Source organism: Streptomyces sp. S.PNR 29 (assembly GCF_030386795.1).
Classification (GTDB): domain Bacteria; phylum Actinomycetota; class Actinomycetes; order Streptomycetales; family Streptomycetaceae; genus Streptomyces.
The window spans coordinates 361967-388354 of record NZ_JANUQM010000002.1 but is presented as its reverse complement, the minus strand read 5'-3'; the positions used below and the strand labels follow the sequence as shown (position 1 = coordinate 388354).

The following is a 26388-nucleotide window of genomic DNA, read 5'->3' as shown; positions in this document are numbered from 1 at the left end:
GTATGCGACCGTCGTGCGACCGTGCCCTGTCGATGCGCGACTCCCTCTGACCGATCAGCCCCCTACCCTCGTGCCGGACTCGGGCATCCCTGGAGCCGGTTGGGGGCATGACGTCTCCAGCGCCCGCGCAACTTCGAGGAGGGCACGTGTTGGAGCCCACGTACCAGGCGGACGTCGTCGTCGTGGGAGCCGGAATCGCCGGACTCTCGGCGGCGCACCGGCTGACCAGCGCAGGAGTGACGACCACGGTCCTGGAGGCCGCCCATGGGGTGGGGGGCCGGATGGCGACGGAGAAGGTCGACGGCTTCCGGCTCGACAGAATCGGACAGCTGCTGTCCACGGCGTATCCCGACCTACGGCGCACCCCCGGCCTGGACAGGCTGGTGCTGCGCCCCTTCGCGCCCGGGGTCCTGTTGCACAGCGACGGACGCCATCACCGCGCGGGCGCCCTGACGAGCACGGGGCGTGCCCGGGGCGCACTCCACGCGGTGCGCGCTTTGGCCGCGCCCACCCCCCGGACGTCCCGGAGGCCGGTGCCGGTCCCCAGGAGCCGGGCGGGCGCCCCGCTGGGCACGGCCGTCGACCAGGCCCGGCTCGGCGCGGCGCTGACCCGGCTCGCGGGGACGCCCGTCGACCGGCTGCTGGCCCGTCCGGAGGTGCCCGCCGCCGAGGCCCTCGTGGCGCGTGGCCTGCCCGCCCGGACGATCGACGGCTTCCTGCGTCCGCTGCTGGCCGCGCTGCTGTGCGACCCGGACCTGACCACGTCCAGCCGGTGCGCGGATCTCGCGCTGCGGGCCTTCGCGAGCGGGCGGCTGTGTCTGCCGGAGGGCGGCGCGGAGGTCCTGCCGGAGCTGCTGGCGCGGACGCTGCCGCCGGGCACCGTACGGACCGGTGTGCGGGTCACCTCCGTGTCCACGACCTCGGTGACGACCGCCGAGCACGGCGAGATCCGCTGCCGTGCCGTGCTGCTGGCGACCGACGCCCGGGCCGCCGCCGAGCTGCTGCCCGGGCTGCGCGTCCCGGACTTCCACCCGGTGACCGTGCTCCATCACACGGCGGACGAGCCGCCGGTGGCCACCGGCGCGTCCCTGCTGCTCGACGCGGACCGCGGCGGCCCGGTCGCGCACACGGCGGTCGTCAGCCAGGTGGACCCGTCCCGCGCGCCCGCGGGCCGGAGCCTCGTCTCCTCGACGGTGCTCGGCCCGCCCCCGCCCGACGTCGACACCGCCGTACGCATCCATCTGTCCCGCCTGTACGGCACGTCCACCGCGCGCTGGGAGACGCTGGCCGTGCACCACACCGCCGAGGCCGTGCCCGCGATGCGGCCGCCGCACGACCTGCGCCGGCCGGTACGGCTGCTCGCCGGTCTGTACGTGTGCGGCGACCACCGCGACACCAGTACCGTCCAGGGGGCCCTGCACTCGGGGCACCGGGCGTCGGCGGCGATCCTGGCGGACCTGGGCGCCGACCGCCCGATGCACACGGCGGACCCCCTGCCGACGGCACGGGCGGCCTAGCCGAGGGCGGCGACCTTGTCCCGGTAACCCCGTACCGGTGCCGCGTCCTTGTACGGCTCCAGCCTGCGTTCGAAGTCCCTGACGTACTCCACCGCCCGCACCGACCGCATCTCGGCCGCCTGCCCGGCCGCCTCGGCGCCCAGCTGGCAGGCCTGGTCGAGTTCGCCGAGGCCGAGGCGGGCGGTGGCGAGGACGACCCGGCAGAACAGGCGGCTGCGGGCGTAGGAGGGCGCGCGCAGTTGCAGGGAGCGCTCGGCGTGCTGGGCGGCGGCGCGGAACTGCTGCAGGTCCCGGTGGCAGTGCCCGAACTCGTCGGCGAGCTGCGCCTCGTCGAAGCACCGCGCCCAGTGCGGCACCTCGTCCCCGGGCCGGGCGTTCTCCAGGGCGCGCTCGGCCCGCACCAGCGCGGCCGTGCAGGCCCGCACCTCGCCGAGCACACCGTGTCCGCGCGCCTCGGCCGCGTGCAGCAGCGCCTGCACGATGGGCGGCGCGGAGCCGCCCACACCCTGCTGCGCCACCCGCGCGAGCTGCACGGCCTCCCGGCCATGGCCGAGGTAGACGGCCTGCCGGCTCATGGTGACCAGCACATACGCCCCGTAGGCCCGGTCCCCTGCGGCCTGCGCGAGCCTCAGTGCCTGCACGAAGTAGCGCTGGGCGAGACCGTGCGCGGCGATGTCGTACGACGTCCAGCCCGCGAGCCGGGTCAGGTCGGCGGCGGCCGCGAACAGGCGGCGGCCGGTCTGCTCGCCGTAGGTGCCGCGCAGCATGGGCTCCAGCTCGTGTTCCAGATAGCGCACGAGGGCCTGACGGGCGTGGCCGCCGCCGTAGGCGTCGTCGAGGGTGCGGAACAGCTCGCCGACCGAGCGCAGGGCGGCGATGTCTCCGGCGGTGACCCTCTGGCCGGGGCCGCGTTCGGCCTGACCGCGCCGGCGGGGCGAGGCTCCCGCCTGCTCCGGCGGCACCGGGAGCCTGGGGGTCGGGGGGCGGCCCTGCGCCGGGACGCGGGCGGGCGCCTCGCCGCGGGCGACCTTCTCGTCGGCGCGGCCGATCAGCCAGTCCCGGCTGGGCACGACGAGGCCGGCCGGGGTGAAGGCGATCTTGCGCAGCTCGGCGTGGCTGCCGGAGTCCTTGCGCCACAGCCCGCTGACGATGTCGATGGCCTCCTCGGGGGTGGCCGCGAACTCCAGCCCCGCATAGACCGGGGCACAGGCGTCCAGGCCCAGGTCCTGGGCGGTGAGACGGCGGCCGAGGCGCCGGGTGAAGACCTCGGCGATCAGGGCTGGGGTGGTCCCGCGCGGCTGCTGGCCGCGCAGCCATCGGGTGACGGATGTCTTGTCGTATCTGAGATCCAGCCCGTGTTCGAGCCCGAGCTGGTCGACGCGACGGGCGAGACCCGCGTTGGAGAACCCGGCTTCTGCGATGAGCGCGGCGAGCTGGCGGTTGGGGGTGCGCTGCGCGGGTCGTTCCGTCATCTGCGGTGCGGTCTCCTGCCTTCCGGGCGTTGACGTGCCGGGATTGCCTGTGAGCAGCCCTTATGGCCGCGTGGACGGCGCGAATGTAGCGGAGAGTAAGCGGCCGATCGCATATTTCGTATGGCATTCATCCGATCGTGTGAGGATCGGCCATCTGGCTGACAGGGTCGGCCGGACGACTGACGGGCATCGACCGGACGTACAGTGGCGTGGGCACGCTATGTGCCTTACGACGTCCAGGGAGGCGCTTGCCGTGAGTGAGCTGCGGTTCGTCCGCATGGGATTCGGCGCTCAGATGGTCGAGTACCAGGAGGCGTGGGAGGAGCAGCGCCGGGTGCACGCGGCGCGGTTCGCCGACGAGGTTCCCGACACCGTGCTGATGCTGGAACACCCGCCGGTGTACACGGCCGGCCGGCGCACGGCGGACGACGAGCGGCCCCTCGACGGCACGCCGGTCGTCGACGTGGACCGCGGCGGCAAGATCACCTGGCACGGTCCGGGGCAGCTGGTGGGCTACCCGATCCAGAAGCTGCCGCGCCCGGTGGACGTGGTGGCGCACCTGCGCCGCCTCGAAGAGGCGATGATCCGGGTCTGCGCGGAGTTCGGCGTCGAGACCAGCCGTGTGGAGGGCCGGGCCGGCGTCTGGGTCCTGGGCGACCCGGTGGAGCAGCGGCCCGCCCTGGGCGGACTCGCCCTGGACTTCGACCCGCGGCTGACCGACGAGGAGTTCGACCCCCGCCTCAACGGCCCCGAGTACGCCCCCTCCAACGCCGGCCAGCGCCGCGAGGACCGCAAGATCTGCGCCATGGGCATCAGGGTCGCCAAGGGCGTCACCATGCACGGCTTCGCCCTGAACGTGAACCCGGACACCTCCAACTTCGACAAGATCATCCCCTGTGGCATCCGTGACGCGGGCGTGACCTCCCTCGCACACGAACTGGGCCGCGACGTGACGATCGAGGAGGTCCTGCCGGTGGCGGAACGGCACCTGCGGGACGTACTGGAGAACGCGGAGCTCAAGCCACGCGAGACCGGCGAGCACCGCACCGACGACCTCAGCCCGTCCGGCGTCTGAGGACGAGACCAGGTTCAGCCCGAACCGGAGGCCTGGGGTCGCGCGCGGTGCCTGGCGAGGGCGCGGCCCCAGCGGGGGTTCGGGGGTTCGGGGGCGCGGCCCCAGCGGGGGCCCGGGGCACGGCCACAGCGGGGTCCAGGGGCAAGCCCCGGCGAAGGCCCGAAGGCAATGGCCCCAGGGCACAGCCCAGGCAAGCCCCACGGGCTCAGCCCTCCGGGGTCCGGGGCGGCGCCCCGGGATGGGACGGGTAGGGGCGGCGGGGGCGAGAAACTCCCCGCCCCCCCCCCCGCACGCGGGAATGCCCGCCCGAAAGCCGAAGGTTGCCCACATCGGAGGCCGAGAACCCACGGGCGTACCCTGGTGTACGCCGAAGAATCGAAGCTAGGGAGCCGACGTGTCCGCAGTCGCACCCGACGGACGCAAGATGCTGCGCCTGGAGGTCCGCAACAGCCAGACCCCCATCGAGCGCAAGCCCGAGTGGATCAAGACCCGGGCGAAAATGGGTCCCGAGTACACGAAGATGCAGAACCTCGTCAAGAGCGAGGGCCTGCACACGGTCTGCCAGGAAGCCGGCTGCCCCAACATCTACGAGTGCTGGGAGGACCGCGAGGCGACCTTCCTCATCGGCGGCGACCAGTGCACCCGTCGCTGCGACTTCTGCCAGATCGACACCGGCAAGCCCGAGGCACTCGACCGCGACGAGCCCCGCCGGGTCGGCGAGTCCGTGGTCACCATGGACCTGAACTACGCCACCATCACCGGCGTCGCCCGCGACGACCTGGAGGACGGCGGCGCCTGGCTGTACGCGGAGACGGTCCGCCAGATCCACGCGCAGACGGCCGACCGCGAGGCCGGCCGGACCAAGGTCGAACTGCTCGCCCCCGACTTCAACGCGGTCCCGGAGCAGCTGGAGGAGGTCTTCTCCTCCCGTCCCGAGGTCTTCGCGCACAACGTCGAGACCGTCCCCCGGATCTTCAAGCGGATCCGCCCCGGCTTCCGCTACGACCGCTCCCTGAAGGTCATCACCGCCGCCCGCGACTACGGCCTGGTCACCAAGTCCAACCTCATCCTCGGCATGGGCGAGACCCGCGAGGAGGTCAGCGAGGCGCTCAAGCAGCTGCACGACGCCGGCTGCGAGCTGGTGACCATCACGCAGTACCTGCGTCCGTCCGTGCGCCACCACCCCGTGGAGCGCTGGGTCAAGCCGCAGGAGTTCGTGGAGCTGAAGGACGAGGCCGAGCAGATCGGCTTCTCCGGCGTCATGTCCGGCCCGCTGGTGCGGTCCTCCTACCGCGCCGGGCGGCTCTATCAGATGGCCATCGAACAGCGCCATTCAGCCGCTCCGCAGCGGGGCGAAACGTACGTGGCCGCCCAGGCCGGCTGACCCGCGGCCACCCGCCCGTTCCCCTGACCGGCGGGGACAAGCGTGTGAATTCGCGCACAAGAACCTACTCGCCGGTAGTGACCGATATGACGCGGTCCTGACCGTCCTCGCAGATGAGGGCATGTGTCAGGGCCGCGTCGGCTTTTCCGGCAGCGGAATCGAGGCTTCATGGGTGTTTGACCGGTCGGTCACGTCCTGGTAACACCAATCAGTGACTCTGGACTCACGCCACGTACAACAGCCATATCGAGGGGGGACCTCCACGATGCAGGCCGCGCCCGTCCGCGCCACCGCCATCCCGTCGTTCACCACCGCACTGCGCGCCGTCGAGTCGCTGCTCCTGAGCAGCGGCCAGCGCACCGCCCGCCGCAACGCCTGGACCTCCGTCCTGGAGGACCGCCGCCGCGCCAAGGACCGCGTCGAGGCGCAGCGCGTCCTGGAGCAGCGCCTGTCCGCCCGCCCCTGACCCGGCCCCGAGCCTTCCGCCGGACACTGCCGTCGTCCGCGCCTCGGGGGCCACGTAGACTTCGTGGCATGGCGAGGAAGGAAACCGCAGCGGACGCTGCGAACCCCGGGCGACTGAAGCAGATCGCCCTGACCTACAAGATGACCCGCAAGGCCGACAAGAAGATCGGCCTTGTGCTCGCGGCAGTCGGAATCGTCACCTTCGGTGTCTTCCTCGCGATCGGTTTCTTGATCGGTCACCCCATCTATCTCGGCATCCTGGGCCTGCTGCTCGCCTTCCTCGCGACGGCGATCGTCTTCGGGCGCCGCGCCGAGCGGGCCGCCTTCGGGCAGATGGAGGGCCAGCCGGGCGCCGCCGCGGCCGTGCTCGACAACGTCGGCCGGGGCTGGACGACGACCCCCGCGGTGGCGATGAACCGCAGCCAGGACGTGGTGCACCGCGCGGTCGGCAAGGCCGGCATCGTGCTGGTCGCCGAGGGCAACCCGAACCGGGTGAAGTCGCTGCTCGCCGCCGAGAAGAAGAAGATGAACCGCATCGTCGCGGACGTCCCGGTGCACGACCTGATCGTCGGCACCGGCGAGGGCCAGGTCGAGCTGAAGAAGCTGCGCACCACCATGCTGAAGCTGCCGCGCGTCCTGACCGGCCCGCAGGTGACGGCGACCAACGACCGGCTGCGCGCCATGGGCGACCTGATGAGCAACATGCCTCTGCCGAAGGGCCCGATGCCGAAGGGGATGCGGCTGCCGAAGGGCGGCCCGAAGGCCCGCTGATTCCCCGCGTACGGAAGAGGGGGCGACCGGTCACTCCGGTCGCCCCCTCTCTCGTACCAGCCTGGTGCCGTAGCGGCCTGAATCCATGCACAGGCCCCCTTGTGGCAAGAATCCTCATGTACAGGTCGAGTCGTGGTCTGAGAGCGTGACGGGGCTGGATGGAGGACATGGACGCGGGGTGAGCGCCACCGGGCAGGGAACCTGCTCTTGAGCATTCCCGGTGCACCCAGGGCGCAGGAGCGGAGACGAGCGATGGCCACCACGACGGGCGAGGCCCGGGCCGGCACCTCACAACCGGCGAGTATCCAGTTGCCGGGCATCGTGCTCGGGGTAGGGATGGGCGGGTTCGCCGACGGCATCCTGCTGCACCAGCTGCTGCAGTGGCACCACATGCTCAGCAGCACCAACGAGGACCACATCGGTGTGCGTTACTACAACCCCGACACGGTCTCCGGTCTGGAGATGAACACCGTGTGGGACGGCGTCTTCCACACCGTCTGCTGGCTCTCGGTGCTGCTGGGACTGGCCGTCCTGTACTCGCGGGTCACGCACAGCCGGCTCCGGGTATGGACCTCCCGAGTGCTGTGGGGCTGGATGCTCGTCGGCTGGGGCCTGTTCAACCTCGTCGAGGGCGTCCTGGACCACCACATCCTCGGCATCCACCACGTCTACGCCGGGGACGGCCAGGTCTGGTGGGACATCGGCTTCCTCGTCCTGGGCGCCCTGCTGGTCGCCGGTGGCTACCTGCTCCAACGCGGCGGCCGGCCCTTCGACCCCGATGCCCTGACCGGTCGGCGTGAGAGCCGGCGCCCCTGATGAACCACGACATGCCCGCACACGAGCACACGGCCGGCGGCGGGGCCCTGGAGGCGCTGCTGCCGGCGCTCGCCCTGTCGGCCGCCGTCGGCGCCTACCTGCTGCTGGCACACCGGGCACGCCGCCGCAACCCGGCCCTGGGCTGGAGCCGCCGGCGGACGACATGGTTCCTGACCGGGACTCTTCTGCTCGGCATGGCGCTGCTGCCGCCCGTGGCCCCCCTGGCCCATGAGGACTTCCGCGGTCACATGGTCCAGCACATGCTCATCGGCATGTACGCACCGCTCGCGCTGGTCCTGGCCGCCCCCGTCACCCTCCTGCTGCGTACGCTGCCCGCGGCCCGGGGACGGCAGCTGACCGCCGTGCTGCACAGCCCGGCCGCACGTGTGATCGCCCATCCCTGGGTCGCGCTCATGCTGTCCACGGGCAGCCTCGCGGTGCTCTACTTCACCCCCCTGTACAACGCGACCACGGGCAGCCCGGCGGCCCATTGGCTGCTGCACGCGCACTTCCTGCTGTCGGGATGGCTGTTCGCCCACGCCATCGCCGGCCCCGACCCCGCCCCCTCCCGGCCGGGCGTTCGCGCCCGGCTCGTCTGTCTCGGTGTCGCAATCGCGGCGCACGCGGTGATCTCACAGCTGATGTACGGCGGTTTCTGGGTCGACATCCACGCGCCCATCAGCGAGGTCAAGGGAGGCGCGGAGATCATGTACTACGGTGGCGACATCGCCGAACTGCTGCTGGCCGCGGCTCTGGTCGCCACCTGGCGCACCGACCGTCCTCGCCGGACGCCCCGCAGCCCTGTTGCTCCCCAGGAAATGTCGGCATCTGCCTGAGAACGGATGGGGACCCCGGCGTGGGGCGAGCATGTCGTAACCAGGCCAGAACCTAGATCCGCACCTCCACCGTGCGCGCCAGCCGGTCGTGCAGGCCCCGGCCGTCGCGGTCCCAGATCAGGGGCGGAATGGCGAGGAAGAGCAGGACCGTGCGCAGCAGGGCGCGCAGCGGGTTGACCTGGCCGGTGTCCAGAGCGACCACCCTGAGACCGAACAGGCGCTTGCCCGGGGTGAAACCGACCGTGCCGACCGTGAGGACGATCAGCGCGAAGAGGATGAGCGGCGCCCAGGTCTGGGCCGCGTCGTTATAGCTGTGCGTGATCAGGCCGTATGCGATCAAGAGGCTCAGGCCCCAGTCCACGGCGAGGGCGCCGAGCCGGCGGCCGGGGCGGGCGATCGAGCCCGGCCCCTCCTCGGGCAGACCGAGCTGCTGACCCCGGTATCCGAAGTCGGCACCGGCCTCTTCCATGGCCGCGCGGGGCCCGGAGAGCCACGATCCGATTGCTTGCCTGTTGTCCACCCGTCCACGGTACTGCGCCCGCATATGCCCGCCCGACGGAGGGGTGCGTACGAGCCGTCGCGGACTACTGTGGGATCTGGGCCGGTTAACTTCTGCGAAACAAATGGGTCACGCCCGAGAAATCAGCCGTCCCTAGGGTCGGGGTCAGCGTGTGCCACCGCACTGGCCGCACGAACGAACTACCACCCCGGCGGGATGGTCGGGAGTAGGAGGAGCTGGATGTTCCAGAACGCCGACGAGGCCAAGAAGTTCATCGCGGACGAGGACGTCAAGTTCATCGACGTCCGCTTCTGCGACCTCCCGGGCGTGATGCAGCACTTCACGGTGCCTGCTGAGGCGTTCGACCCGGACGACGAGCTCGCCTTCGACGGATCCTCGATCCGTGGTTTCCAGGCCATTCACGAGTCCGACATGGCGCTGCGCGCGGACCTGTCGACCGCCCGGGTCGACCCGTTCCGCCGGGACAAGACGCTGAACATCAACTTCTTCATCCACGACCCGATCACCGGCGAGCAGTACTCCCGTGACCCGCGGAACGTGGCCAAGAAGGCCGAGGCCTACCTCGCCTCCACCGGCATCGCGGACACCGCGTACTTCGGCCCCGAGGCCGAGTTCTACGTCTTCGACAGCGTCCGCTTCGCGACCAGCGCGAACGAGTCCTTCTACCACATCGACTCCGAGGCCGGCGCCTGGAACACCGGCGCCCTGGAGGACAACCGTGGTTACAAGGTCCGCTACAAGGGCGGCTACTTCCCGGTCCCGCCGGTCGACCACTTCGCCGACCTGCGCGCCGAGATCACCCTGGAGCTGAACCGGGCCGGCCTGAAGGTCGAGCGCCAGCACCACGAGGTGGGCACCGCCGGCCAGGCGGAGATCAACTACAAGTTCAACACGCTGCTCGCCGCCGCCGACGACCTCCAGCTCTTCAAGTACATCGTGAAGAACGTCGCCTGGCGCAACGGCAAGACCGCGACCTTCATGCCGAAGCCGATCTTCGGCGACAACGGCTCGGGCATGCACGTCCACCAGTCGCTGTGGAACAACGGCGACCCGCTGTTCTACGACGAGGCCGGTTACGCGGGCCTGTCGGACACCGCCCGCTACTACATCGGCGGCATCCTCAAGCACGCCCCGTCGCTGCTGGCCTTCACCAACCCGACGGTGAACTCGTACCACCGTCTGGTGCCGGGCTTCGAGGCCCCGGTGAACCTCGTCTACTCGCAGCGCAACCGCTCCGCGGCCATGCGTATCCCGATCACGGGCTCGAACCCGAAGGCCAAGCGCGTCGAGTTCCGCGCGCCCGACTCCTCCGGCAACCCGTACCTGGCGTTCTCCGCCCTGCTGCTGGCGGGCCTGGACGGCATCAAGAACAAGATCGAGCCGGCCGAGCCGATCGACAAGGACCTGTACGAGCTGGCTCCCGAGGAGCACGCGGGCGTCCCGCAGGTCCCGACCTCCCTCCCGGCCGTCCTCGACTCCCTTGAGGCCGACCACGAGTTCCTCCTCCAGGGCGACGTCTTCACGCCGGACCTGATCGAGACGTGGATCGACTACAAGCGCGCGAACGAGATCGCTCCGCTGCAGCTGCGTCCGCACCCGCACGAGTTCGAGCTCTACTTCGACGTGTGATCGACGCGCCTCACCAGCGCTTCGGGGCCGCCTCCCAGCAGGGGGGCGGCCCCGCCGCGTTGGGAACGCGCTTCACAGAGCGGGCACGGACGCGGGATATTGGTCCTGACACTGTTGTTCGAGAAAGGTAACGGGGATGCCCGAACAGGACGAGAACGAGCGGGAGTTCGACCTCAGATGGGCGGACAGCGCCGAGCACAAGGAGCCCTCCGCGCGGGCCCGGATGCTCGCGGCGCGCTGGAAGGACAACCCGCCCGGACCGGTCCCGTTCCGCGCCGACCCGGAACACGTGGGCTCCGGCCGCCGGTCGTCGTGGATATCGACGGCCGTGGTGCTCGGCTGTGTGGCGGCGGTGATCGTGCTGCTCGGGTACATCAACTTCCGGGCGCCGTACTAGACCGGTCTTTGCTGCCCCTAGGGCCGATCAAGGCCCGTTCATGGGAGTGGCCGGGTGCACACTGGCAGTGGGGCGATTGCCTGACTGCGGGGTGATGCAGATGCAGAGCCGTTTCCGGAGTGACCGGCGTCTGACCGTGCGGATGGCGGTCACGCTGTTCCTGCTCGGGCTTGTGTACGTGGCCTTCGTCGCCGCGTTGATCGTGTTGCTGAAGTCCTGGATCCTGGTCGTCGTCGTGGCGGCGGGGGTGCTCGGCGCGCAGTACTGGTTCTCCGACCGGATCGCGCTGTTCGCGATGCGCGGGCGGGTCGTGGAGCGTGAGGAGTATCCGGAGCTGCACGCGGTGGTCGACCGGCTGTGCGCGATCGCGGACATGCCGAGGCCGGTGGTCGCCGTGTCGGAGATGGACATGCCGAACGCGTTCGCGACCGGCCGGAACCCCGACAACGCCGTCGTCTGTGTGACGACCGGCCTGCTGCGGCGGCTGGAGCCGGCGGAGCTGGAGGGCGTGCTCGCGCACGAGCTGTCGCACGTCGCGCACAAGGACGTCGCCGTGATCACGATCGCGTCCTTCCTCGGTGTGATCGCGGGGCTGATCGTGCGGTTCGCCTTCTACTCCCAGCTGTTCGGCGGGGGGCGGCGGGACCAGAACACCGCCGTCGTCTTCGCCGCCGTACTGGGAGTGTCGGCGGCCGTGTACGCGCTGAGCTTCCTGCTGATCCGGGCCCTGTCCCGCTACCGCGAGCTGGCGGCGGACCGGGCGGCCGCGCTGCTCACCGGCCGGCCCTCGGCACTGGCGTCGGCGCTCACCAAGGTCACCGGCGACATCGCCCGGATCCCGACGAAGGACCTGCGCACGGCCCAGGCCTTCAACGCCTTCTACTTCACCCCGGCGCTCGGTGCCGAGCCCGGCCTCGCGAACCTCTTCTCGACCCACCCGAGCCTGGAACAGCGGCTCGACCAACTGGGCCGGATCTCCGCCGAGCTGGGTGAGGCGGCGACCCCCGGAAAGGCGTGAGCATGGGGCTGCTGGACATCCTGCTCGGCCGTACGAGGCCGGTGGCGCCCGACCTCGACCGGCTCTTCGCACTGCCCTCGGCGGCCGTGGCCCTTCAGGCCGCGACCGGCTTCACCCCGACCGGGCACGGGGCGGTGTGCTTCGCGACGGTCGAGGGCGCGGCGTTCGAGCAGACCCACCGCGAGGTCCAGGCCCTGCTGGACGCGGACGCCGACCGCGACGGGCCCCCGGTCCAGCTGCGGCAGGACGACTACGGCTACTCCTGGCTGGTCTCGCACCGCGCCCCCGACCAGCTGCCGCTCCTGGTCAACGACCTGCACGCGGTGAACGCCTCCATGGAGGTCAACGGATTCGGCCCGCAACTGCTGTGCTCACTGGCCGGTTTCCAGGGCGAGGGCGGACGGCGGCTGGCGCTGGTCTACCTCTACAAGAGGGGCACCTTCTACCCGTTCGCGCCGCTGCCCGGTGAGGGGCAGCGGCGCGACAACGCACTCGAACTGCGGGTGAAGGCGGCGCTCGGCGACGACCTGCGCATGGAGCAGGACCTCGGCCGCTGGTTCCCCGTGTGGGGAGCGCCCGGCCTGTGACCGGGGCGGACTACCTGCTCTTCTCCCGCTCCTGACGGCGGGCCTCGAAGGGGCGCTCGCGACGGTAGCGGCGCTCCCACCTGGCCTGCTGGTCACGGCGCTCGCGGTACGCCCGGTACGTCGTGGGCGCCGCCCCGGACGGGGCCGCCCCGGCCGACGAGGACGTCGAGGTCGCGTCCCGGCCGTACCGCACGTAGAGGGAGAGCAGGGCGACGGCGGCGAGCCACCAGATGTGGTTTTCGAATCCTAGGACCACCAGGACGGCGGTCCCGGAGAGGACGATGGTGCCCATCACGGACCTCCTCCGTTGGCGTGGGTTCGGCTTCGGGTTGGGTTCGGGTTCTGTCCGAGCGTAGGGATCCGGTCACACGACGTGCATCTGCTTTTCCACCCGCGGTGTCCAAGTGACATGAGTGAATGACCGTATGAGTGAGGGGATCTTCACGTACGAACACGGCGGTGAGCGGCTCAGCGGGGTGTACGGCGGTGGCGACGACGATCCGGGCCGGGTCACCGTCGTTCTGCTGCACGGTGCCGGCAAAGGCAGCAAGGAGCGGCTGCTGCCGTTGCTGGCGGAGTTCACCGCCCGCGGCTGCCGCGGCATCGCCTTCGACTTCTCGGGCCACGGCGACAGCACGGGCGCGCTGCGGGAGTTGAGTCTGCGGCGCCGGTTCGAGCAGGCGGTCGGCGTGATCGACGCTCAGGTGCCCGCCGGTGGTCCGCTGGTGCTGGTCGGGTTCAGCATGAGCGGCCAGACGGTGGCCGATCTCGCCCGGCACTACGGGCGCCGGGTCACGGCGCTGGGGCTGTGTGCGCCCGCCGTGTACGCGGCCGAGGCATGGGATGAGCCGTTCGGGACGGGGAACGGCCGGTTCAGCGAGATCATCCGCACCCCCGGCAGCTGGCGTGCGGCGCCCGCGCTCGGCGTGCTGCGGGCGTTCGAGGGCCGGGCGGTGCTCGCGGTGCCGGGCACGGACGCGGTGATCCCGCCGGAGGTGACCGAGGCCGTGCAGGACGCGCTGACCGCCCGGTCCCAGTACACGCGGTTCGAACTCCCCGACGCAAGCCATCAGTTGGGTCTGTGGTTCCGCGACCACGCCGACGCCCGGCGGGAGTTCGTCACCGCGCTCCTGACCGGCCTCGACGACCGCGGCTGGACGGCCACCCGGAGCTGGCTGGCCAAGCAGCTCCCTCAGGCCCGCACGATCACCGGCACCCGCTTCCTGGCCGGCGGCTGGAGCTCGCAGGTGCGCGGCCTCACCCTCGACGACGGCACCGGCCTGGTCCTGCGCTCCTTCGTGAAACCCTTCTTCCGGCACCACGCTCCCGGCCTGCTGACCCGCGAGGCGTCCGTGCTGACGCTGCTCGCCGGACAGGACGGCATCCCGGCCCCCGCGCTTCTCGCCGTCGACGCGACGGCCGAGCAGTGCGATCACCCGTCCCTGCTGATGTCCGCGCTCCCCGGCCGGGTGCGGGTGGACGAGGAGGACCTCGACCGGCGCCTGGACCTGCTGGCGGGCCTGCTCGCCCGGATCCACCGGGTCGTACCGGACGAGCGGCCGCGCCCCTACCAGGCGTGGACGTCCCCGGAGCGCGTGCGCACCCCGGCGGGTGCCCTGTGGGAGCGGGCCGTGGACGTCATCCGCCGTGACCCGCCGCCGTACGAGGGCTGCTTCCTGCACCGGGACTTCCACCCCGGGAACGTACTGTTCACGGGTGACGGCCCGGGGCTGCGCGTCAGCGGGGTCGTCGACTGGGTCGAGACCTCCTGGGGCCCCGCCGACCTCGACGTCGCCCACTGCTCGACCGCGCTCGCGCTGCTGCACGGGCCGGAGTACGGGCTCGGCTTCCGGGACCGTTACGAGGCCCACGGCGGCCGCCGCCCGGCCGACGGCCCGGACCACCTGTACTGGCGCCTCCTCGACGCCCTGGCCTACTCCCCCGACGCGGCCAGGCTGGCCGGCCCGTGGCGCGAGCTGGGGCGGACGGATCTGACGGCAGAGGTGCTGGGGGCACGGCTGGAGGCGTACGTGAGCGGGTTGGTGGAGCGGTACGGCTGAGGCAGGCCGGGCCCGATTGTCAGTGGTGTCGGAGAGGATGGCCGCAGGCAGGTCGTGACGGGTGGAGGCCGGTATGGGTGACGGGCGGCGGCACATCGGCGTGGCGGAGCGGCGGGCCCGCCTCGCGCTGCGACAGCGGCTGGCGGGTACGGCACGGGCGGCGAGCCCGGAAGAGATCGCCGGCTCACTGGTCGCGCTGCACGGCTCGGACCCGGCGACGGTGTACCTGGCCGTGGGCGCGCGCCTCACGGATCCGGCGCAGACGGTGGCGGCGACCGAGCGGGCGCTGTACGAGGACCGCACCCTGGTCCGGATGCACGGCATGCGGCACACGGTGTTCGTGTTCCCCACGGACCTGACGGCGGTGGTGCACGCCTCCACCGGTCTCGCGGTCGCCGCCCGGGAGCGGACCGCACTGCTGAAGGCCATGGCGGCGGCCGGGGCGCCGGACGCGACCTGGCTGAAGGAGGTCGAGGAGTCGGCCCTGGCCGCGCTGGCCCGGCGCGGGCAGGCGACGGCGGCCGAACTGGCCCGGGACGAGCCGCGCCTGCGGGAGCGGTTCGTGTACGCGGCCGGGAAGAGCTACGAGGGCGTCCACACCGTCTCGACCCGGCTGCTGAAGGTGCTGGGCCTCGAGGGAAAGGTCGTCCGGGGCCGTCCGCTGGGCTCCTGGACGTCCACCCAGTTCCGCTGGGCCCTGGCACCGGAGCATCCCGAACTTGAGCCCGCCGGGGCCCAGGCGGACCTGCTGCGGCGCTGGCTGGCTGCCTGCGGCCCGGCGACCGAGGCCGACCTGAAGTGGTGGACGGGATGGCCGGTGACGGCGGTGCGCAGAGCGCTCGCCGCGATCGGGGCGGAGCCGGTGTCCCTGGACGAGGGCACGGGGTACGTCGCAGCGGGCGACGCCGATCCGGTGGCCGGGCCCGCCGAGCCGTGGGCCGCGCTGCTGCCCGGCCTCGATCCGACGGCCATGGGATGGCAGCAGCGGGACTGGTTCCTCGCGCCGGAACTGCGGCCCCTGCTCTTCGACCGCAGCGGCAATGTGGGGCCGACGGTGTGGTGGGACGGGCGTGTGGTGGGCGGCTGGGCGCAGCGGGCCGACGGGGAGATCGTCTGGCGGATCCTCGACGGCGCGGGCGTCGGCCGTGAGGCGGAGGCGGCGATCGCGGTGGAGGCGGAGCGCCTGCGGGGGTGGGTGGGGACGGCGCGTGTGACGCCGCGTTTCCGGACGCCGCTGGAGCGGGAGTTGGCGGGGTAGGTCCTGCCCGCCCGACGGAGACCGCCGCCTGCCCTCGGCGCCGCCCAGCCCCGCGGCCCGCTCGGCCGGAACGCGCTGCCGAGGGCGCCGGCGGCCAAGCCGGACGACCCGCGGGCGACACTTCCCCGGCGGCCTCAGGTTGTCGGCGGCCGCAGCAGGTGCGGGCGGCCATGAGCCCCCCCCCCGGGGACGGCAACGACAGCGCCGGGCGCCCTCCGCAACGGAGGGCGCCCGGCGCCACGGTTCAGCGTGAGTACCGCATGAACGCCCGCACCATGTGGCATGTCGTGTCCGACGGCGGATGCACACCGATCGTCTCCGCCGTGCTCCGGATGGTCTCGTTGCGCGCCTGGTCGGGCACGTAGACCCCCGAGTCGAGCAGGGCGATCGCAAGGCGCATGGCCTTGAGGCGGCGGTTGTGCGTGACGTACCACTCGCGAGGACGCCCCGGCGGCAACGGCCGCTTCTCAAGGGGCGCGTACGGCAGGTCGAGCAGTACGGGCCGCTGGGCGGTCGACTGCGTGGGCAACGGCTTCGGCTTCAGTGCGGCAGCGGGCACAGGCATCCTCCTGTCGCGGTCAGGGCGTCGCACCGGAGACTTCGGCGACCCCGGCAACACCCTCGAACACTGCTTCTATTCTACTGCCCGGCACTGACAAAAGCCCCTGGCCACAAGGGCTTTCGGGGGTGCAGTGACGCAGGTGGAGAACGGGTTTTCGCGTACCGTGGGCGGCATGGAAATCTGGATCAACCCGGCCTGCTCCAAGTGCCGCAGCGCCATCAGCCTGCTCGACGCCGAGGGCGCCGACTACACCGTCCGCCGCTACTTGGAGGACGTACCGAGCGAGGACGAGATCCGGGACGTGCTGGAACGCCTCGGCCTCGAACCGTGGGACATCACCCGCACCCAGGAGGCGGCCGCCAAGGAGCTCGGCCTGAAGGAGTGGCCCCGGGACGACACGGCACGCGACCGCTGGATCACGGCCCTCGCCGAGCACCCCAAGCTGATCCAGCGCCCGATCATCACGGCGGACGACGGCACGGCGGTGGTGGCCCGCACCGAAGAGTCGGTCCGGGACGCCTTGTCCCGCTAGCCGACGGTTTGTCGAGCGGCGGGATGTCGAGGGGTTCCCCCTGGTACGTTCCGCCGCCATGACCTTTGGTGATCAAGGAACGCCGTACGGACCGTCCGACCCGCACGCCGGGTGGGCGCCCGACCCGCACGCCCAGTGGGCCGCCGAACAGCAGGCCAGGTGGGCGGCGGAGCAACACGCCCGGTGGGTGGCCGAGCAGGAGCACATACGCAGAAGACGGCGCGTGCGGCTGGCGGTCGGCGGCGGGGTCGGGCTCGTGCTGGTCGCGGCCACCGCCGCGGGGATACTGATGGCCGTGGGCGGCTCGGGCGGCGGCTCCGGCACGGCCGCCGCCCCCGCCACGGCGGCCACCTCCGGCTCACCGGCCCCCTCCGTCTCCGTCGGCATGCCCTCCAACGCCCCCACGGCGCTGCCCTCCCTGCTGGCCCGTCCTGTCATCCGGCCGGAGCAGGCGTTCCCGGAGAAGAGCGTGCGCGCGGCGGACGGCTCCCGGTACGAGCGCGTCGACCTGGCCACGACCACCGACTGCGCCCGTGGCATGTCGCCGGAGCTCGCCGAGCTGATCGAGCAGGGCGAGAAGTGCGCCCGGCTGACCTCGGCCCTGTTCACCGACGCCGGGCGGCGGTCGCAGGTGACGGTCACGGTGCTGAGCTTCCGGCGCGCCGAGGACGCCGGGCGGGTCTTCGCCATGGCATCGATGGACCCGGTGACGTATCAGGTCGTCTCCCTCGATCCGCCGCCCGAGGCGGGGATGCCGACCGTGCCGCCCGGCTCGCCGGGCATCTTCCAGCGCCTGATGACGGTCCGCTCGGTGGTGTTCGCCAACGGCCAGTGGGGGGACGGTGCGGAGACCGAGGAGGCGGCGCTCACGAAGCAGACGAAGAACCTGCTGGCGTACGTCAACGACAAGGTGGTGGCGTACGAACAGGGAGACGACGAGGACTGAGTCACCCGACGGGGACTGCGGTCCGGCTCAACTCCCCTGTGACGCACGTTACTCGAATTGACACCAGCAACTGCTGAGTAACCTCGTTCGGTATCTCGTACATAGCGGCGTACGCTCCCCTACCTCTTCAGGAGGCGCGCATGTCGCGTAGGAGAAGTCTCAGTACGAAGAAGAAGGTCGCGCTGTTCGTCAGTGCCGCGGCGGTGGCGGGCGGCGGGGCCTTCGCGATGGCGAGCACCTCGAACGCCTCGCAGACCCCCCGGGCCCTGTCCGCCCAGGACTCGGCCGTCTGCCAGGGGCTCGCCACCGCCCTCGCCAACAACCAGAAGTTCATCGAGGGTCAGCGGGCGGATCCGGACGCGCAGTCCGAGGCGCGGATCGCCAACCGCGAGGCGGTCATCGCCGAGATCGAGCGCAAGCAGGAGGCGTCCGGTTGCGCGGCCGGGGAGTCGGCTCAGGACTCCCAGGCCACGCAGCCGGCGCAGAACGGCCAGGCCACGCAGCCGCCGGAGACCGGGCAGCAGACCACGCCGCCCTCGCAGGCCGCCCCTGAGGGAAACGCCGGCGATGGCGCTGCGGCCTCCGGGCAGCAGGTGTGCAACGGCTCCACCGTCACCCTCTCCGGCGAGGGTGGCGCGCCTGCGGCGTCCAGCAACCAGTTCCCCGCGGGCACCAAGCTGAAGGTCACCAACCTGGACAACGACAAGTCCACGACGGTCGAGGTCACATCCGTCTCGGGCAGCTGCGTTCTGCTCAACAACGCGGCGTTCGAGCAGGTCCGGGAGCCCGGCAAGTTCCTGATCCGCCGGGCGCTGATCGAGAAGGTGGGGTGACGCTCAGGGAACCAGGCAATCGCTGAGGCGGCGGCCCAGTTCGGGGGGCGCGACGTGCGGCAGCGCGTGATGGGACACGTCCGGCAGGACGCAGGTCTCCACGTGCGGCAGTATCGCCGCGACCCGGGTCGCCACCTCGTACGTGTCATGGGTCCTGCTGTTCCCGGCCAGGAACAGCAGGACCGGCAGGTCCAGGTCGCGCAGCGCCCGCGGTGCCGGGCGCGGTCCGGTGACGGTCGAACTCGGGTTGCACAGCGCCCGGTTCGCGCAGCGCAACGGCATGCACCCCACCGACGTACGCGCCCTGATCGCCCTCATGGACGCCGCGCGGGCGGGCGAGGAGATGACGGCGGGGCGGCTGGGCGCGGCGCTCGGACTGAACTCGGCGGGGACGACGGCCCTGGTCGACCGGCTGGAACGGCTGGGGCATGTGCGGCGGACGCGGAGCGAACGGGACCGGCGCAAGGTGGTCGTCGAGGTGAGCGAGCGGGCCGTCGGGCTCGGCCGGGACTTCTTCGGGCCGCTGATCGACCGGTCGGTGGAACTGCTCCGGGGCTACGACGAGCGGGAGCTGGCGGCGGTCAGAGGCTTCCTCGCCGGAGTGCGGGACGCGGCCGCCGAGAGTTCCTGACCGCCCGTGCGCCTTCCCCTCCCCTCACAGACGAGTCCCATCGCATACGAGTCCCCTCGCATACGAGTCCCTTCGCATACGAGCCAGGGCACCGCCACGCCGCACCGCAGGACACGATGTCTCCGAGTTGACTTTTCGTGTCCGTTTCCGCACCTCAGACGCCCTCACAGCGTGAAATGCGCCACAGCACCGCCAGGTAACACGGGGTTCACATTCGAGCAATGGCCGGGAAATCGCCTGTTGACAGGCTGCCGGGCATTACCGCGGCGCCCCAGTGCCGCAGCGCCGCAAGCACCCGCAATACGCGCCTAGACCCACCCCCGAAGGATGTGGCCCGTGAGCTTCAAGGCTGAGTACATCTGGATCGACGGCACCGAGCCGACGGCCAAGCTGCGTTCCAAGACCAAGATTCTGGCCGACGACGCCAAGGGTGCCGAGCTGCCGATCTGGGGCTTCGACGGGTCCTCCACCAACCAGGCCGAGGGCCACGCCTCGGACTGTGTGCTCAAGCCGGTCTTCTCCTGCCCGGACCCGATCCGCGGCGGCGACGACGTGCTGGTGCTGTGCGAGGTCCTGAACATCGACTTCACCCCGCACGCCTCCAACACCCGTGCCGCGCTCGCCGAGGTCGCCGAGAAGTTCGCCGCCCAGGAGCCGATCTTCGGCATCGAGCAGGAGTACACCTTCTTCAAGGACGGCTACCCCCTCGGCTTCCCCAAGGGCGGCTTCCCGGCCCCGCAGGGCGGCTACTACTGCGGCGTCGGCGCCGACGAGATCTTCGGCCGTGACGTCGTCGAGGCCCACCTGGAGAACTGCCTGAAGGCCGGCCTCGGCATCTCCGGCATCAACGCCGAGGTCATGCCCGGCCAGTGGGAGTTCCAGGTCGGCCCGCTGTCCCCGCTGGAGGTCTCCGACCAGCTGTGGGTGGCCCGCTGGCTGCTCTACCGCACCGCCGAGGACTTCGGCGTCTCCGCCACCCTCGACCCGAAGCCGGTCAAGGGCGACTGGAACGGCGCGGGCGCGCACACCAACTTCTCCACGAAGGCGATGCGCGAGGGCTACGACGCGATCATCACCGCGTGCGAGGCGCTCGGTGAGGGCTCCAAGCCGCTCGACCACGTCAAGAACTACGGCGCCGGCATCGACGACCGCCTGACCGGTCTGCACGAGACGGCCCCGTGGGACAAGTTCTCCTACGGCGTCTCCAACCGCGGTGCCTCGGTCCGCATCCCGTGGCAGGTCGAGAAGGACGGCAAGGGCTACATCGAGGACCGCCGTCCGAACGCCAACGTCGACCCGTACGTCGTGACGCGTCTGCTGGTCGACACCTGCTGCTCGGCGCTGGAGAAGGCCGGCCAGGTCTGATCCACCCCCGCTCACGCCGAGGGGCGCCCACCGTGCGGTGGGCGCCCCTCGGCGTTGCCGCGTGAAGAGACGTCCACACAGTGAGAGAAGGGCTGCTGCCGGCGGTGGGTGTCTGCTTCAATGGGCCCATGGCCGGCTTCCAGAAGTACTCCGCGACGGGTCGCCATGACCTCGAGCCCTTCTGGCCTTCCCGTCAGCACCACGACTTCGACCGGGTGTGTTGCCGCGCGACGAACGCGCCGGCCCTCTGAAGCCGTACATCCACCCGGCCTTCGGCCAGCGCGCAACGGCGTACGTCCCTTCCGACGAACCTCTCGCGCGAAAGAGCTGACCTCTCATGGCGACCCCTGGTCCTCTGTCCTCCGTCTCCGCCCCCTCCCCCGCCCGGCAGCGGCTGCGCGCCGTCGACCCCGACGAGATGATCGACGTCCCGGAGTTCCTGCCGCCGGGCGCCACCTGGCTGCCCGCGCCGCAGCACACGCTGCCCACCCTGCCGGGGCAGCCGCCGATGATCGGCTACCTGGTGCTCGTCCCGGCCGACCGGCACGCACCGGGCGCGGTTCCGACCGGTGACGCCGAGGGCGGTCCCCTCGTCCGCGTCGACACCGTGCGGCGCACGGCCGAGGTGGACGGGCGCGCACTCGACCTCACCTACCTGGAGTTCGAGCTGCTCGCCCACCTCGTCGCGCACCCGCACCGGGTGCACACCCGCGACCAGCTGGTCTCCACGGTGTGGGGGTACGGCCACGTGGGCGACGGCCGCACCGTCGACGTCCACATCGCCCGTCTGCGCCGCAAGCTGGGCGCCGAGCACCGGGACGCGATCCGGACGGTCCGGCGCGTCGGCTACAAGTACGCTCCGCCGACCGGGCGCTGACCCTCTGCCGAGGGCAGATTCGCGTTCCGTCCCGCGGCCGCACCGGGCACAGTCAGCCGCATGAGGCTTCTGCTGCTGGGTGGTACGGAGTTCGTGGGACGGGCCGTCACGGAGGCGGCCCTCGGGCGCGGCTGGGACGTGACCGTCTTCCACCGGGGCCGGCACGACCCGCCGCCCGGTGTGCGCGCGCTGCGCGGCGACCGCACCGCGCCCGGCGGGCTCGCCGCCCTGGCCGAGGGCGAGTGGGACGCCGTCGTCGACACCTGGTCGGCGGCGCCCCGCGCGGTACGGGACACGGCGCGGCTGCTGCGGGGCCGCGCCGGACGGTACGTGTACGTGTCGAGCTGCTCGGTGTACGCGGACACCCCGCCCGCCGGGTACACCGAGGACGCACCCCTGGTGGAGGGCGCCTCGGCCGACGCCGGACACACCGACTACGAGCGGGACAAGCGGGGCGGTGAACTGGCCGCCGTCGACGCCTTCGGCGCGGACCACTCGGTCCTCGTACGGGCCGGGCTGATCCTCGGCCCGTACGAGAACGTCGGCCGCCTGCCGTGGTGGCTGACCCGGATGGCCCGCGGCGGCCCGGTCCTGGCGCCCGGGCCGCGGGACCTCCCCCTGCAGTACGTCGACGTCCGCGACCTGGCCGAGTGGATCCTCGGGGCGGTGGAGCGGAAGCTGAGCGGGCCGTACCACCTGATCGGTCCGCAGGGGCACGCCACGATGGGGTCGCTCCTCGACGCCTGTGTACGTGTCACGGGCGGTGCCGCCGAGCTCTGCTGGACCGAGCCCGAGGTGATCCTGGGCGCGGGCATCGCCCCGTGGGTCCAGCTGCCGGTGTGGGTGCCGCCGGGCAGCGATCTGCACGACGCCGTGCACAGCGCCGACGTCTCCCGGGCGCTCGCGACCGGCCTGAGCTGCCGGCCCGTCGAGGAGACCGTGGCCGACACCTGGAGCTGGCTGCGGAGCATCGGCGGCGTCGCGCCCCAGCGGACGGACCGCACCCGCAAGGGCCTGGATCCGGAGGTGGAGGCGAAGGTGCTCGCCCTGCGGGGTGTACCTGGCACCACCCCCTGACCGGGGGTCCCGGCCCCGTGACCGCCGACCGGCCCTGCACGAGACTGTCGCCATGACCACGGACACGAAGAACGGCAACGGGCGTACGAAAGGGCGGGGCCTCGCGCTCGCCGCGGTGCGGGGGCTGGCGCTGGCGCTCGTGTCCCTGCCGGGGGCGGTGCTGTGCTTATGCCTGTCCCTCGTCTCCCTCGCGCTCATCCCGATCGGGGTGGGGCTCCTCACCACGCCGTACGTGCTGACGGGGGTACGGGCGTTCGCGAACGGGCGGCGGGTGCTCGCCGCGCAGTGGGGCGGGGTGCGGATACCACCGGCGTACCGGCCGCTGCCGGAGAACGCCACCCCGTGGTCGCGCACGTTCGCGCTGCTGCGCGATCCGGCGACCTGGCGGGATCTGCGGTGGCTGCCGGTCGACATGACCGCGGGGTTCATCACCGCCCTGCTCCCGGCCGTGCTGCTCTTCTATCCGCTGGAGGGGTTGGCGATCGCGGCCGGGCTGTGGCGGGTCCTGCCCGACGGGTACTGGTACGGCTTCGTGCCGGTCACCGAGCAGACGTCCGCGCTCGCTGCGGGGGCCCTGGGCCTCGTCCTCCTGTTCTTGGCGCACTTCCTCACCCCGCGCCTGCTGGACGTCCACTTCCGGCTCACCCGGGCCGTCCTCGCCTCCGACCAGGCCCAGCTGTCCGAGCGGGTCCGCGTCCTGACCGAGACCCGCCGCGACGCCGTCGACACCTCCGCCGCCGAACTGCGGCGCATCGAGCGGGACCTGCACGACGGGGCGCAGGCCCGGCTGGTCGCGATGGGCATGGACCTGGGGACCGTCGAGGTGCTGCTCGACAAGGACCCGGGCAAGGCCAGGGAACTGCTCGCGCAGACCCGGAAGGCCTCCGCCGACGCGCTCGCCGAACTGCGGGACCTGGTACGCGGCATCCACCCCCCGGTGCTCGCCGAGCGCGGACTGGGCGACGCCGTACGGGCGTTGGCGCTCCGGATGCCGGTCGCCACCGAGGTGAGCGTGGATCTGCCGGGCCGGGCGGAGGCGCCGGTCGAGTCGGCCGTGTACTTCGCCGTCAGCGAGATCCTCACCAACGCCGTGAAGCACTCGGGCGCCGACCGCATCTGGGTCGACCTGCACCACACCGACGGCCATCTGCGGGTGTCCGTCACGGACAACGGCGGGGGCGGCGCGGTGGTGGGGGCCGGTTCGGGGCTGGCCGGGGTCGAGCGGCGACTGGGTACATTCGACGGCGTCCTGGCCGTCGGCAGTCCCGCAGGCGGTCCCACCATGGTCACCATGGAGATCCCTTGCGCGTTGTCCTAGCCGAAGACCTGTTCCTGCTGCGCGACGGACTCGTCCGGCTCCTCCAGGCCCACGACTTCGAGATCGCCGCGGCCGTCGAGTCCGGCCCCGAGCTGACCAGGGCCCTGTCCGAGGAGCGACCCGACGTGGCGGTGGTGGACGTCCGCTTACCGCCCACGCACACCGACGAGGGTCTGCAGTGCGCGCTCCAAGCCCGCCGCGAGCGGCCCGGGCTGCCGGTGCTGGTGCTCTCCCAGCACGTGGAGCAGCTGTACGCGCGGGAGCTGCTGGCCGACGGCAGCGGCGGGGTGGGATACCTGCTGAAGGACCGGGTGTTCGACGCGGAGCAGTTCGTGGACGCCGTACGGCGCGTGGCGGCGGGCGGCACGGCGATGGACCCGCAGGTCATCCAGCAGTTGCTCAGCCGGCGCGCGGGCGGTGACCGGCCGCTGGGCCGGCTGACGCCACGGGAGCTGGAGGTGCTGGAACTGATGGCGCAGGGACGGTCCAACGCGGCGATCGCCGCCAAACTGGTCGTCACGGAACGGGCGATCGCCAAGCACACGGCGAACATATTCGCCAAACTGGGACTGGAGGTCTCGGACGACGACAACCGCCGCGTGCTGGCGGTTCTCGCGTATCTCGACCGCGGCCGGTGATAACGGACCCTCTCGTTCACCCCCCGTGGACGATCAACAACTCCCGGTACTCCAGGGGCTGTTGAGAGCGCACGTGCCGCACTGGATTCTCATCAATTTCCGAGACGTCTGAACACCCGTGGGACACCGTCCGTATGGAAGGGAGCCGCTTCACTCCTGACGGGCGCCTCGATGCCCCGAAAAAGGAAGTCAGAGGAGTTCCATGGGACGCAACACAAGAAAACGCCGTACGCCGCTGGCCACCAAGGCCATAGCCGCATCGGCGGCCCTAGCGCTCGGTGGGGGCGGGCTTATCTGGGCGAACTTCTACGCATCGGCACACGAGGAGAACTCGGCGCAGAGCCAGACCAAGGCCGCCGGTGCGCAGATCGCGACGATCGACTGCCCTGACGTCGGCCAGCAGCTCACCGATGTGCCGGACGGTGCTCGGTCGGGCGTCGACCAGGAGTTGGCGAAGCTCGACCAGCAGGTCACCGAGGCCTACAAGCGTCTCGCGGACACGCGCCGGGATCAGGCAGCGGACCCCGGTTATGTCGACAACGCCATCCTCGCCCCGCTGAAGTCCAAGCGGACGGCCACCATCGACCGGATCGGTATCAACATCAACCGTGCCGGCGGCAAGGCCCCGCAGGGAATCGACCAGCTCGCCGGGTGTGAGGGCGTCCCGGCCGACACCAACGCCGGTGAGGGCCAGGACCAGAACCAGGGAGACGGTCAGGACCAGGGCCAGAACAACGACGGTCAGGACCAGAACCAGGGAGACGGTCAGGACCAGGGCCAGGACCAGGGTCAGGACCAGGGCAACGGCGGCCAGGCCGGCAACGGCCCGGTGGCGGCCGACTTCCAGGACATCACCCAGGTCCAGCCGAACGGCGGCCCGAAGGGAGTGAACGGAAACGGCCTCCCCGCGAACGGGGACAGCGGTTCGACGGGCACCTTCACCACGAGCTGCGGCACCAACGAGAACGAGAACCGCAACTCGGACAACGTGATCGTCGCCCCCGGCGTCAGCAACGGTGCGCAGCACCAGCACGACTACGTCGGCAACCAGGCCAACAACGCGTTCGCGAGCGACGAGGACCTGGCGAACGGCGACACCACCTGCCAGAACCAGGGCGACAAGTCGACGTACTTCTGGCCGGTGCTCCGTATCCAGGACGGTTCGCAGGACATCGACGCGAACCAGCCCGGTGGCGGTCAGGACGGCAACGTCGGCAAGATCGTCGAGCCCAGCGAGGCCCAGCTGAAGTTCGTCGGCAACAAGACGAGCGATGTCGTCGCGATGCCGAAGGCCCTGCGCATCATCACCGGTGACGCCAAGTCCTTCGTCAACGGCCTCGGGAACGCCAACACCAACTGGAGCTGCACCGGCTTCGAGGACCGGCAGCTGACGGACAAGTACCCGATCTGCCCCGAGGGCAGCTCCGTGGTGCGCACGTCCTTCTTCCAGAGCTGCTGGGACGGCCAGAACACCGACAGCGCCAACCACCGTACCCACGTGGACTTCGTCCAGGAGGACGGCAGCTGCGCGAACGGTTTCAAGGCGATCCCCCAGCTGCAGGTCCGCCTGGTCTACGACATCCAGGCCCCGCAGATCCAGAACGGGCAGGTCCAGAACGCCTTCGCGGTCGACTCCTTCCCGGACCAGCTGCACAAGCCGATCACCGACCACAACGACTTCATCAACTTCTTCGACGAGAACGTGATGAACCAGATGGTCCAGTGCATCAACAGCGGCCAGGACTGCCAGTAGTCCTGAACCAGTAGGAAGCCGGCGGTGGGATCTCCCACCGCCGGCTTTCGT

Annotated in this window: 27 protein-coding genes and 1 pseudogene; 23 read left to right on the top strand and 5 right to left on the bottom strand. The window is 71.4% G+C overall.

Features of this window, described 5'->3' with window-relative positions; genetic code table 11:
• Positions 1 to 146: 146 nt before the first annotated feature.
• Complete coding sequence (locus NW895_RS06450; RefSeq protein ID WP_289934337.1) at positions 147 to 1517, top strand: NAD(P)/FAD-dependent oxidoreductase; 1371 nt, start codon at positions 147 to 149, stop codon at positions 1515 to 1517.
• On the opposite strand, the gene NW895_RS06445 is transcribed toward NW895_RS06450, so the two are convergent.
• Positions 1514 to 2989 carry a regulator gene (locus tag NW895_RS06445; RefSeq protein WP_289934336.1) on the bottom strand — a complete coding sequence of 492 codons (1476 nt, stop codon included), beginning with the start codon at positions 2987 to 2989 and terminating at the stop codon, positions 1514 to 1516. The genes NW895_RS06450 and NW895_RS06445 overlap by 4 nt on opposite strands.
• Positions 2990 to 3242: 253 nt before the next feature.
• Between NW895_RS06445 and lipB the strand changes: the two genes are divergently transcribed.
• From lipB to NW895_RS06415, 6 genes are all read left to right on the top strand, one after another.
• Positions 3243 to 4064, top strand: coding sequence for a lipoyl(octanoyl) transferase LipB (gene lipB, locus NW895_RS06440; RefSeq protein ID WP_289934335.1), 822 nt, complete (start codon positions 3243 to 3245; stop codon positions 4062 to 4064).
• Between the two features lie 394 nt (positions 4065 to 4458).
• Entirely contained in the window at positions 4459 to 5448 is a 990-nt protein-coding gene (gene lipA, locus NW895_RS06435; protein ID WP_289934334.1) for a lipoyl synthase, read from the top strand.
• Positions 5449 to 5713: 265 nt separating this feature from the next.
• The gene (locus tag NW895_RS06430) at positions 5714 to 5914 is read left to right on the top strand and encodes a hypothetical protein (RefSeq protein ID WP_289934333.1); all 201 of its coding nucleotides are present in this window, start codon (positions 5714 to 5716) and stop codon (positions 5912 to 5914) included.
• A 68-nt stretch (positions 5915 to 5982) separates the two neighbouring features.
• A complete protein-coding gene (locus NW895_RS06425) occupies positions 5983 to 6684 on the top strand; it encodes a DUF4191 domain-containing protein (protein ID WP_289934332.1) in 702 nt (233 codons plus the stop codon).
• A gap of 252 nt (positions 6685 to 6936) precedes the next feature.
• Positions 6937 to 7500, top strand: coding sequence for a DUF2243 domain-containing protein (locus NW895_RS06420; protein ID WP_289934331.1), 564 nt, complete (start codon positions 6937 to 6939; stop codon positions 7498 to 7500).
• Between the two features lie 11 nt (positions 7501 to 7511).
• On the top strand, positions 7512 to 8336 hold the full coding sequence (locus NW895_RS06415) for a cytochrome c oxidase assembly protein (RefSeq protein WP_289934330.1): 825 nt from the start codon (positions 7512 to 7514) through the stop codon (positions 8334 to 8336).
• A 52-nt stretch (positions 8337 to 8388) separates the two neighbouring features.
• Here the strand turns inward: NW895_RS06415 and NW895_RS06410 are convergent, their stop codons facing one another.
• Complete coding sequence (locus NW895_RS06410) at positions 8389 to 8856, bottom strand: RDD family protein (RefSeq protein ID WP_289934329.1); 468 nt, start codon at positions 8854 to 8856, stop codon at positions 8389 to 8391.
• Positions 8857 to 9075: 219 nt separating this feature from the next.
• On the opposite strand from NW895_RS06410, the gene glnA reads away from it, so the two are divergent.
• From glnA to NW895_RS06390, 4 genes are all read left to right on the top strand, one after another.
• Positions 9076 to 10485 carry a type I glutamate--ammonia ligase gene (gene glnA / locus NW895_RS06405; RefSeq protein ID WP_289934328.1) on the top strand — a complete coding sequence of 470 codons (1410 nt, stop codon included), beginning with the start codon at positions 9076 to 9078 and terminating at the stop codon, positions 10483 to 10485.
• A gap of 136 nt (positions 10486 to 10621) precedes the next feature.
• Positions 10622 to 10882, top strand: a complete 261-nt coding sequence (locus NW895_RS06400) for a hypothetical protein (RefSeq protein WP_289934327.1) — start codon at positions 10622 to 10624, stop codon at positions 10880 to 10882.
• Positions 10883 to 10982: 100 nt separating this feature from the next.
• Positions 10983 to 11900, top strand: coding sequence for a zinc metalloprotease HtpX (gene htpX / locus NW895_RS06395; RefSeq protein WP_289934326.1), 918 nt, complete (start codon positions 10983 to 10985; stop codon positions 11898 to 11900).
• A gap of 2 nt (positions 11901 to 11902) precedes the next feature.
• A complete protein-coding gene (locus NW895_RS06390) occupies positions 11903 to 12487 on the top strand; it encodes a hypothetical protein (RefSeq protein WP_289934325.1) in 585 nt (194 codons plus the stop codon).
• A 10-nt stretch (positions 12488 to 12497) separates the two neighbouring features.
• Here the strand turns inward: NW895_RS06390 and NW895_RS06385 are convergent, their stop codons facing one another.
• Positions 12498 to 12779, bottom strand: coding sequence for a hypothetical protein (locus NW895_RS06385; RefSeq protein ID WP_289934324.1), 282 nt, complete (start codon positions 12777 to 12779; stop codon positions 12498 to 12500).
• Between the two features lie 133 nt (positions 12780 to 12912).
• Between NW895_RS06385 and NW895_RS06380 the strand changes: the two genes are divergently transcribed.
• Complete coding sequence (locus tag NW895_RS06380; RefSeq protein WP_289934323.1) at positions 12913 to 14547, top strand: alpha/beta fold hydrolase; 1635 nt, start codon at positions 12913 to 12915, stop codon at positions 14545 to 14547.
• Between the two features lie 73 nt (positions 14548 to 14620).
• The gene (locus tag NW895_RS06375) at positions 14621 to 15805 is read left to right on the top strand and encodes a winged helix DNA-binding domain-containing protein (protein ID WP_289934322.1); all 1185 of its coding nucleotides are present in this window, start codon (positions 14621 to 14623) and stop codon (positions 15803 to 15805) included.
• Positions 15806 to 16049: 244 nt separating this feature from the next.
• Here NW895_RS06375 and NW895_RS06370 read toward each other — a convergent pair whose 3' ends face one another.
• Positions 16050 to 16364, bottom strand: a complete 315-nt coding sequence (locus tag NW895_RS06370; protein ID WP_289934321.1) for a hypothetical protein — start codon at positions 16362 to 16364, stop codon at positions 16050 to 16052.
• Positions 16365 to 16539: 175 nt separating this feature from the next.
• Here NW895_RS06370 and NW895_RS06365 point away from each other — a divergent pair, with 175 nt between their 5' ends.
• The 3 genes from NW895_RS06365 to NW895_RS06355 all read left to right on the top strand — a co-directional run bounded on the left by NW895_RS06365 (position 16540) and on the right by NW895_RS06355 (position 18678).
• Complete coding sequence (locus tag NW895_RS06365) at positions 16540 to 16899, top strand: arsenate reductase family protein (protein ID WP_289934320.1); 360 nt, start codon at positions 16540 to 16542, stop codon at positions 16897 to 16899.
• 58 nt (positions 16900 to 16957) lie between these two features.
• A complete protein-coding gene (locus tag NW895_RS06360) occupies positions 16958 to 17845 on the top strand; it encodes a hypothetical protein (RefSeq protein WP_289934319.1) in 888 nt (295 codons plus the stop codon).
• 140 nt (positions 17846 to 17985) lie between these two features.
• On the top strand, positions 17986 to 18678 hold the full coding sequence (locus NW895_RS06355) for a hypothetical protein (protein ID WP_289934318.1): 693 nt from the start codon (positions 17986 to 17988) through the stop codon (positions 18676 to 18678).
• 3 nt (positions 18679 to 18681) lie between these two features.
• Here the strand turns inward: NW895_RS06355 and NW895_RS06350 are convergent.
• A pseudogene (locus NW895_RS06350) lies at positions 18682 to 18912 on the bottom strand (alpha/beta hydrolase); the annotation flags it as partial.
• On the opposite strand from NW895_RS06350, the gene NW895_RS06345 reads away from it, so the two are divergent.
• From NW895_RS06345 to NW895_RS06315, 7 genes are all read left to right on the top strand, one after another.
• Complete coding sequence (locus NW895_RS06345) at positions 18908 to 19309, top strand: helix-turn-helix domain-containing protein (RefSeq protein WP_289934317.1); 402 nt, start codon at positions 18908 to 18910, stop codon at positions 19307 to 19309. The pseudogene NW895_RS06350 and the gene NW895_RS06345 overlap by 5 nt on opposite strands.
• A gap of 336 nt (positions 19310 to 19645) precedes the next feature.
• Positions 19646 to 20674, top strand: coding sequence for a glutamine synthetase (gene glnII, locus NW895_RS06340; RefSeq protein ID WP_289934316.1), 1029 nt, complete (start codon positions 19646 to 19648; stop codon positions 20672 to 20674).
• Between the two features lie 337 nt (positions 20675 to 21011).
• A complete protein-coding gene (locus NW895_RS06335) occupies positions 21012 to 21551 on the top strand; it encodes a winged helix-turn-helix domain-containing protein (RefSeq protein ID WP_289934315.1) in 540 nt (179 codons plus the stop codon).
• A gap of 60 nt (positions 21552 to 21611) precedes the next feature.
• Positions 21612 to 22628 (top strand): SDR family oxidoreductase, encoded by a 1017-nt coding sequence (locus NW895_RS06330; protein WP_289934314.1) that lies wholly within the window; start codon positions 21612 to 21614, stop codon positions 22626 to 22628.
• A gap of 52 nt (positions 22629 to 22680) precedes the next feature.
• Entirely contained in the window at positions 22681 to 23946 is a 1266-nt protein-coding gene (locus NW895_RS06325) for a sensor domain-containing protein (protein ID WP_289934313.1), read from the top strand.
• Positions 23931 to 24584, top strand: a complete 654-nt coding sequence (locus NW895_RS06320) for a response regulator transcription factor (protein WP_289934312.1) — start codon at positions 23931 to 23933, stop codon at positions 24582 to 24584. Before NW895_RS06325 ends, NW895_RS06320 begins: the two co-directional genes overlap by 16 nt.
• A gap of 202 nt (positions 24585 to 24786) precedes the next feature.
• Positions 24787 to 26337 (top strand): DUF1996 domain-containing protein, encoded by a 1551-nt coding sequence (locus NW895_RS06315; protein ID WP_289934311.1) that lies wholly within the window; start codon positions 24787 to 24789, stop codon positions 26335 to 26337.
• Positions 26338 to 26388 lie beyond the last annotated feature (51 nt).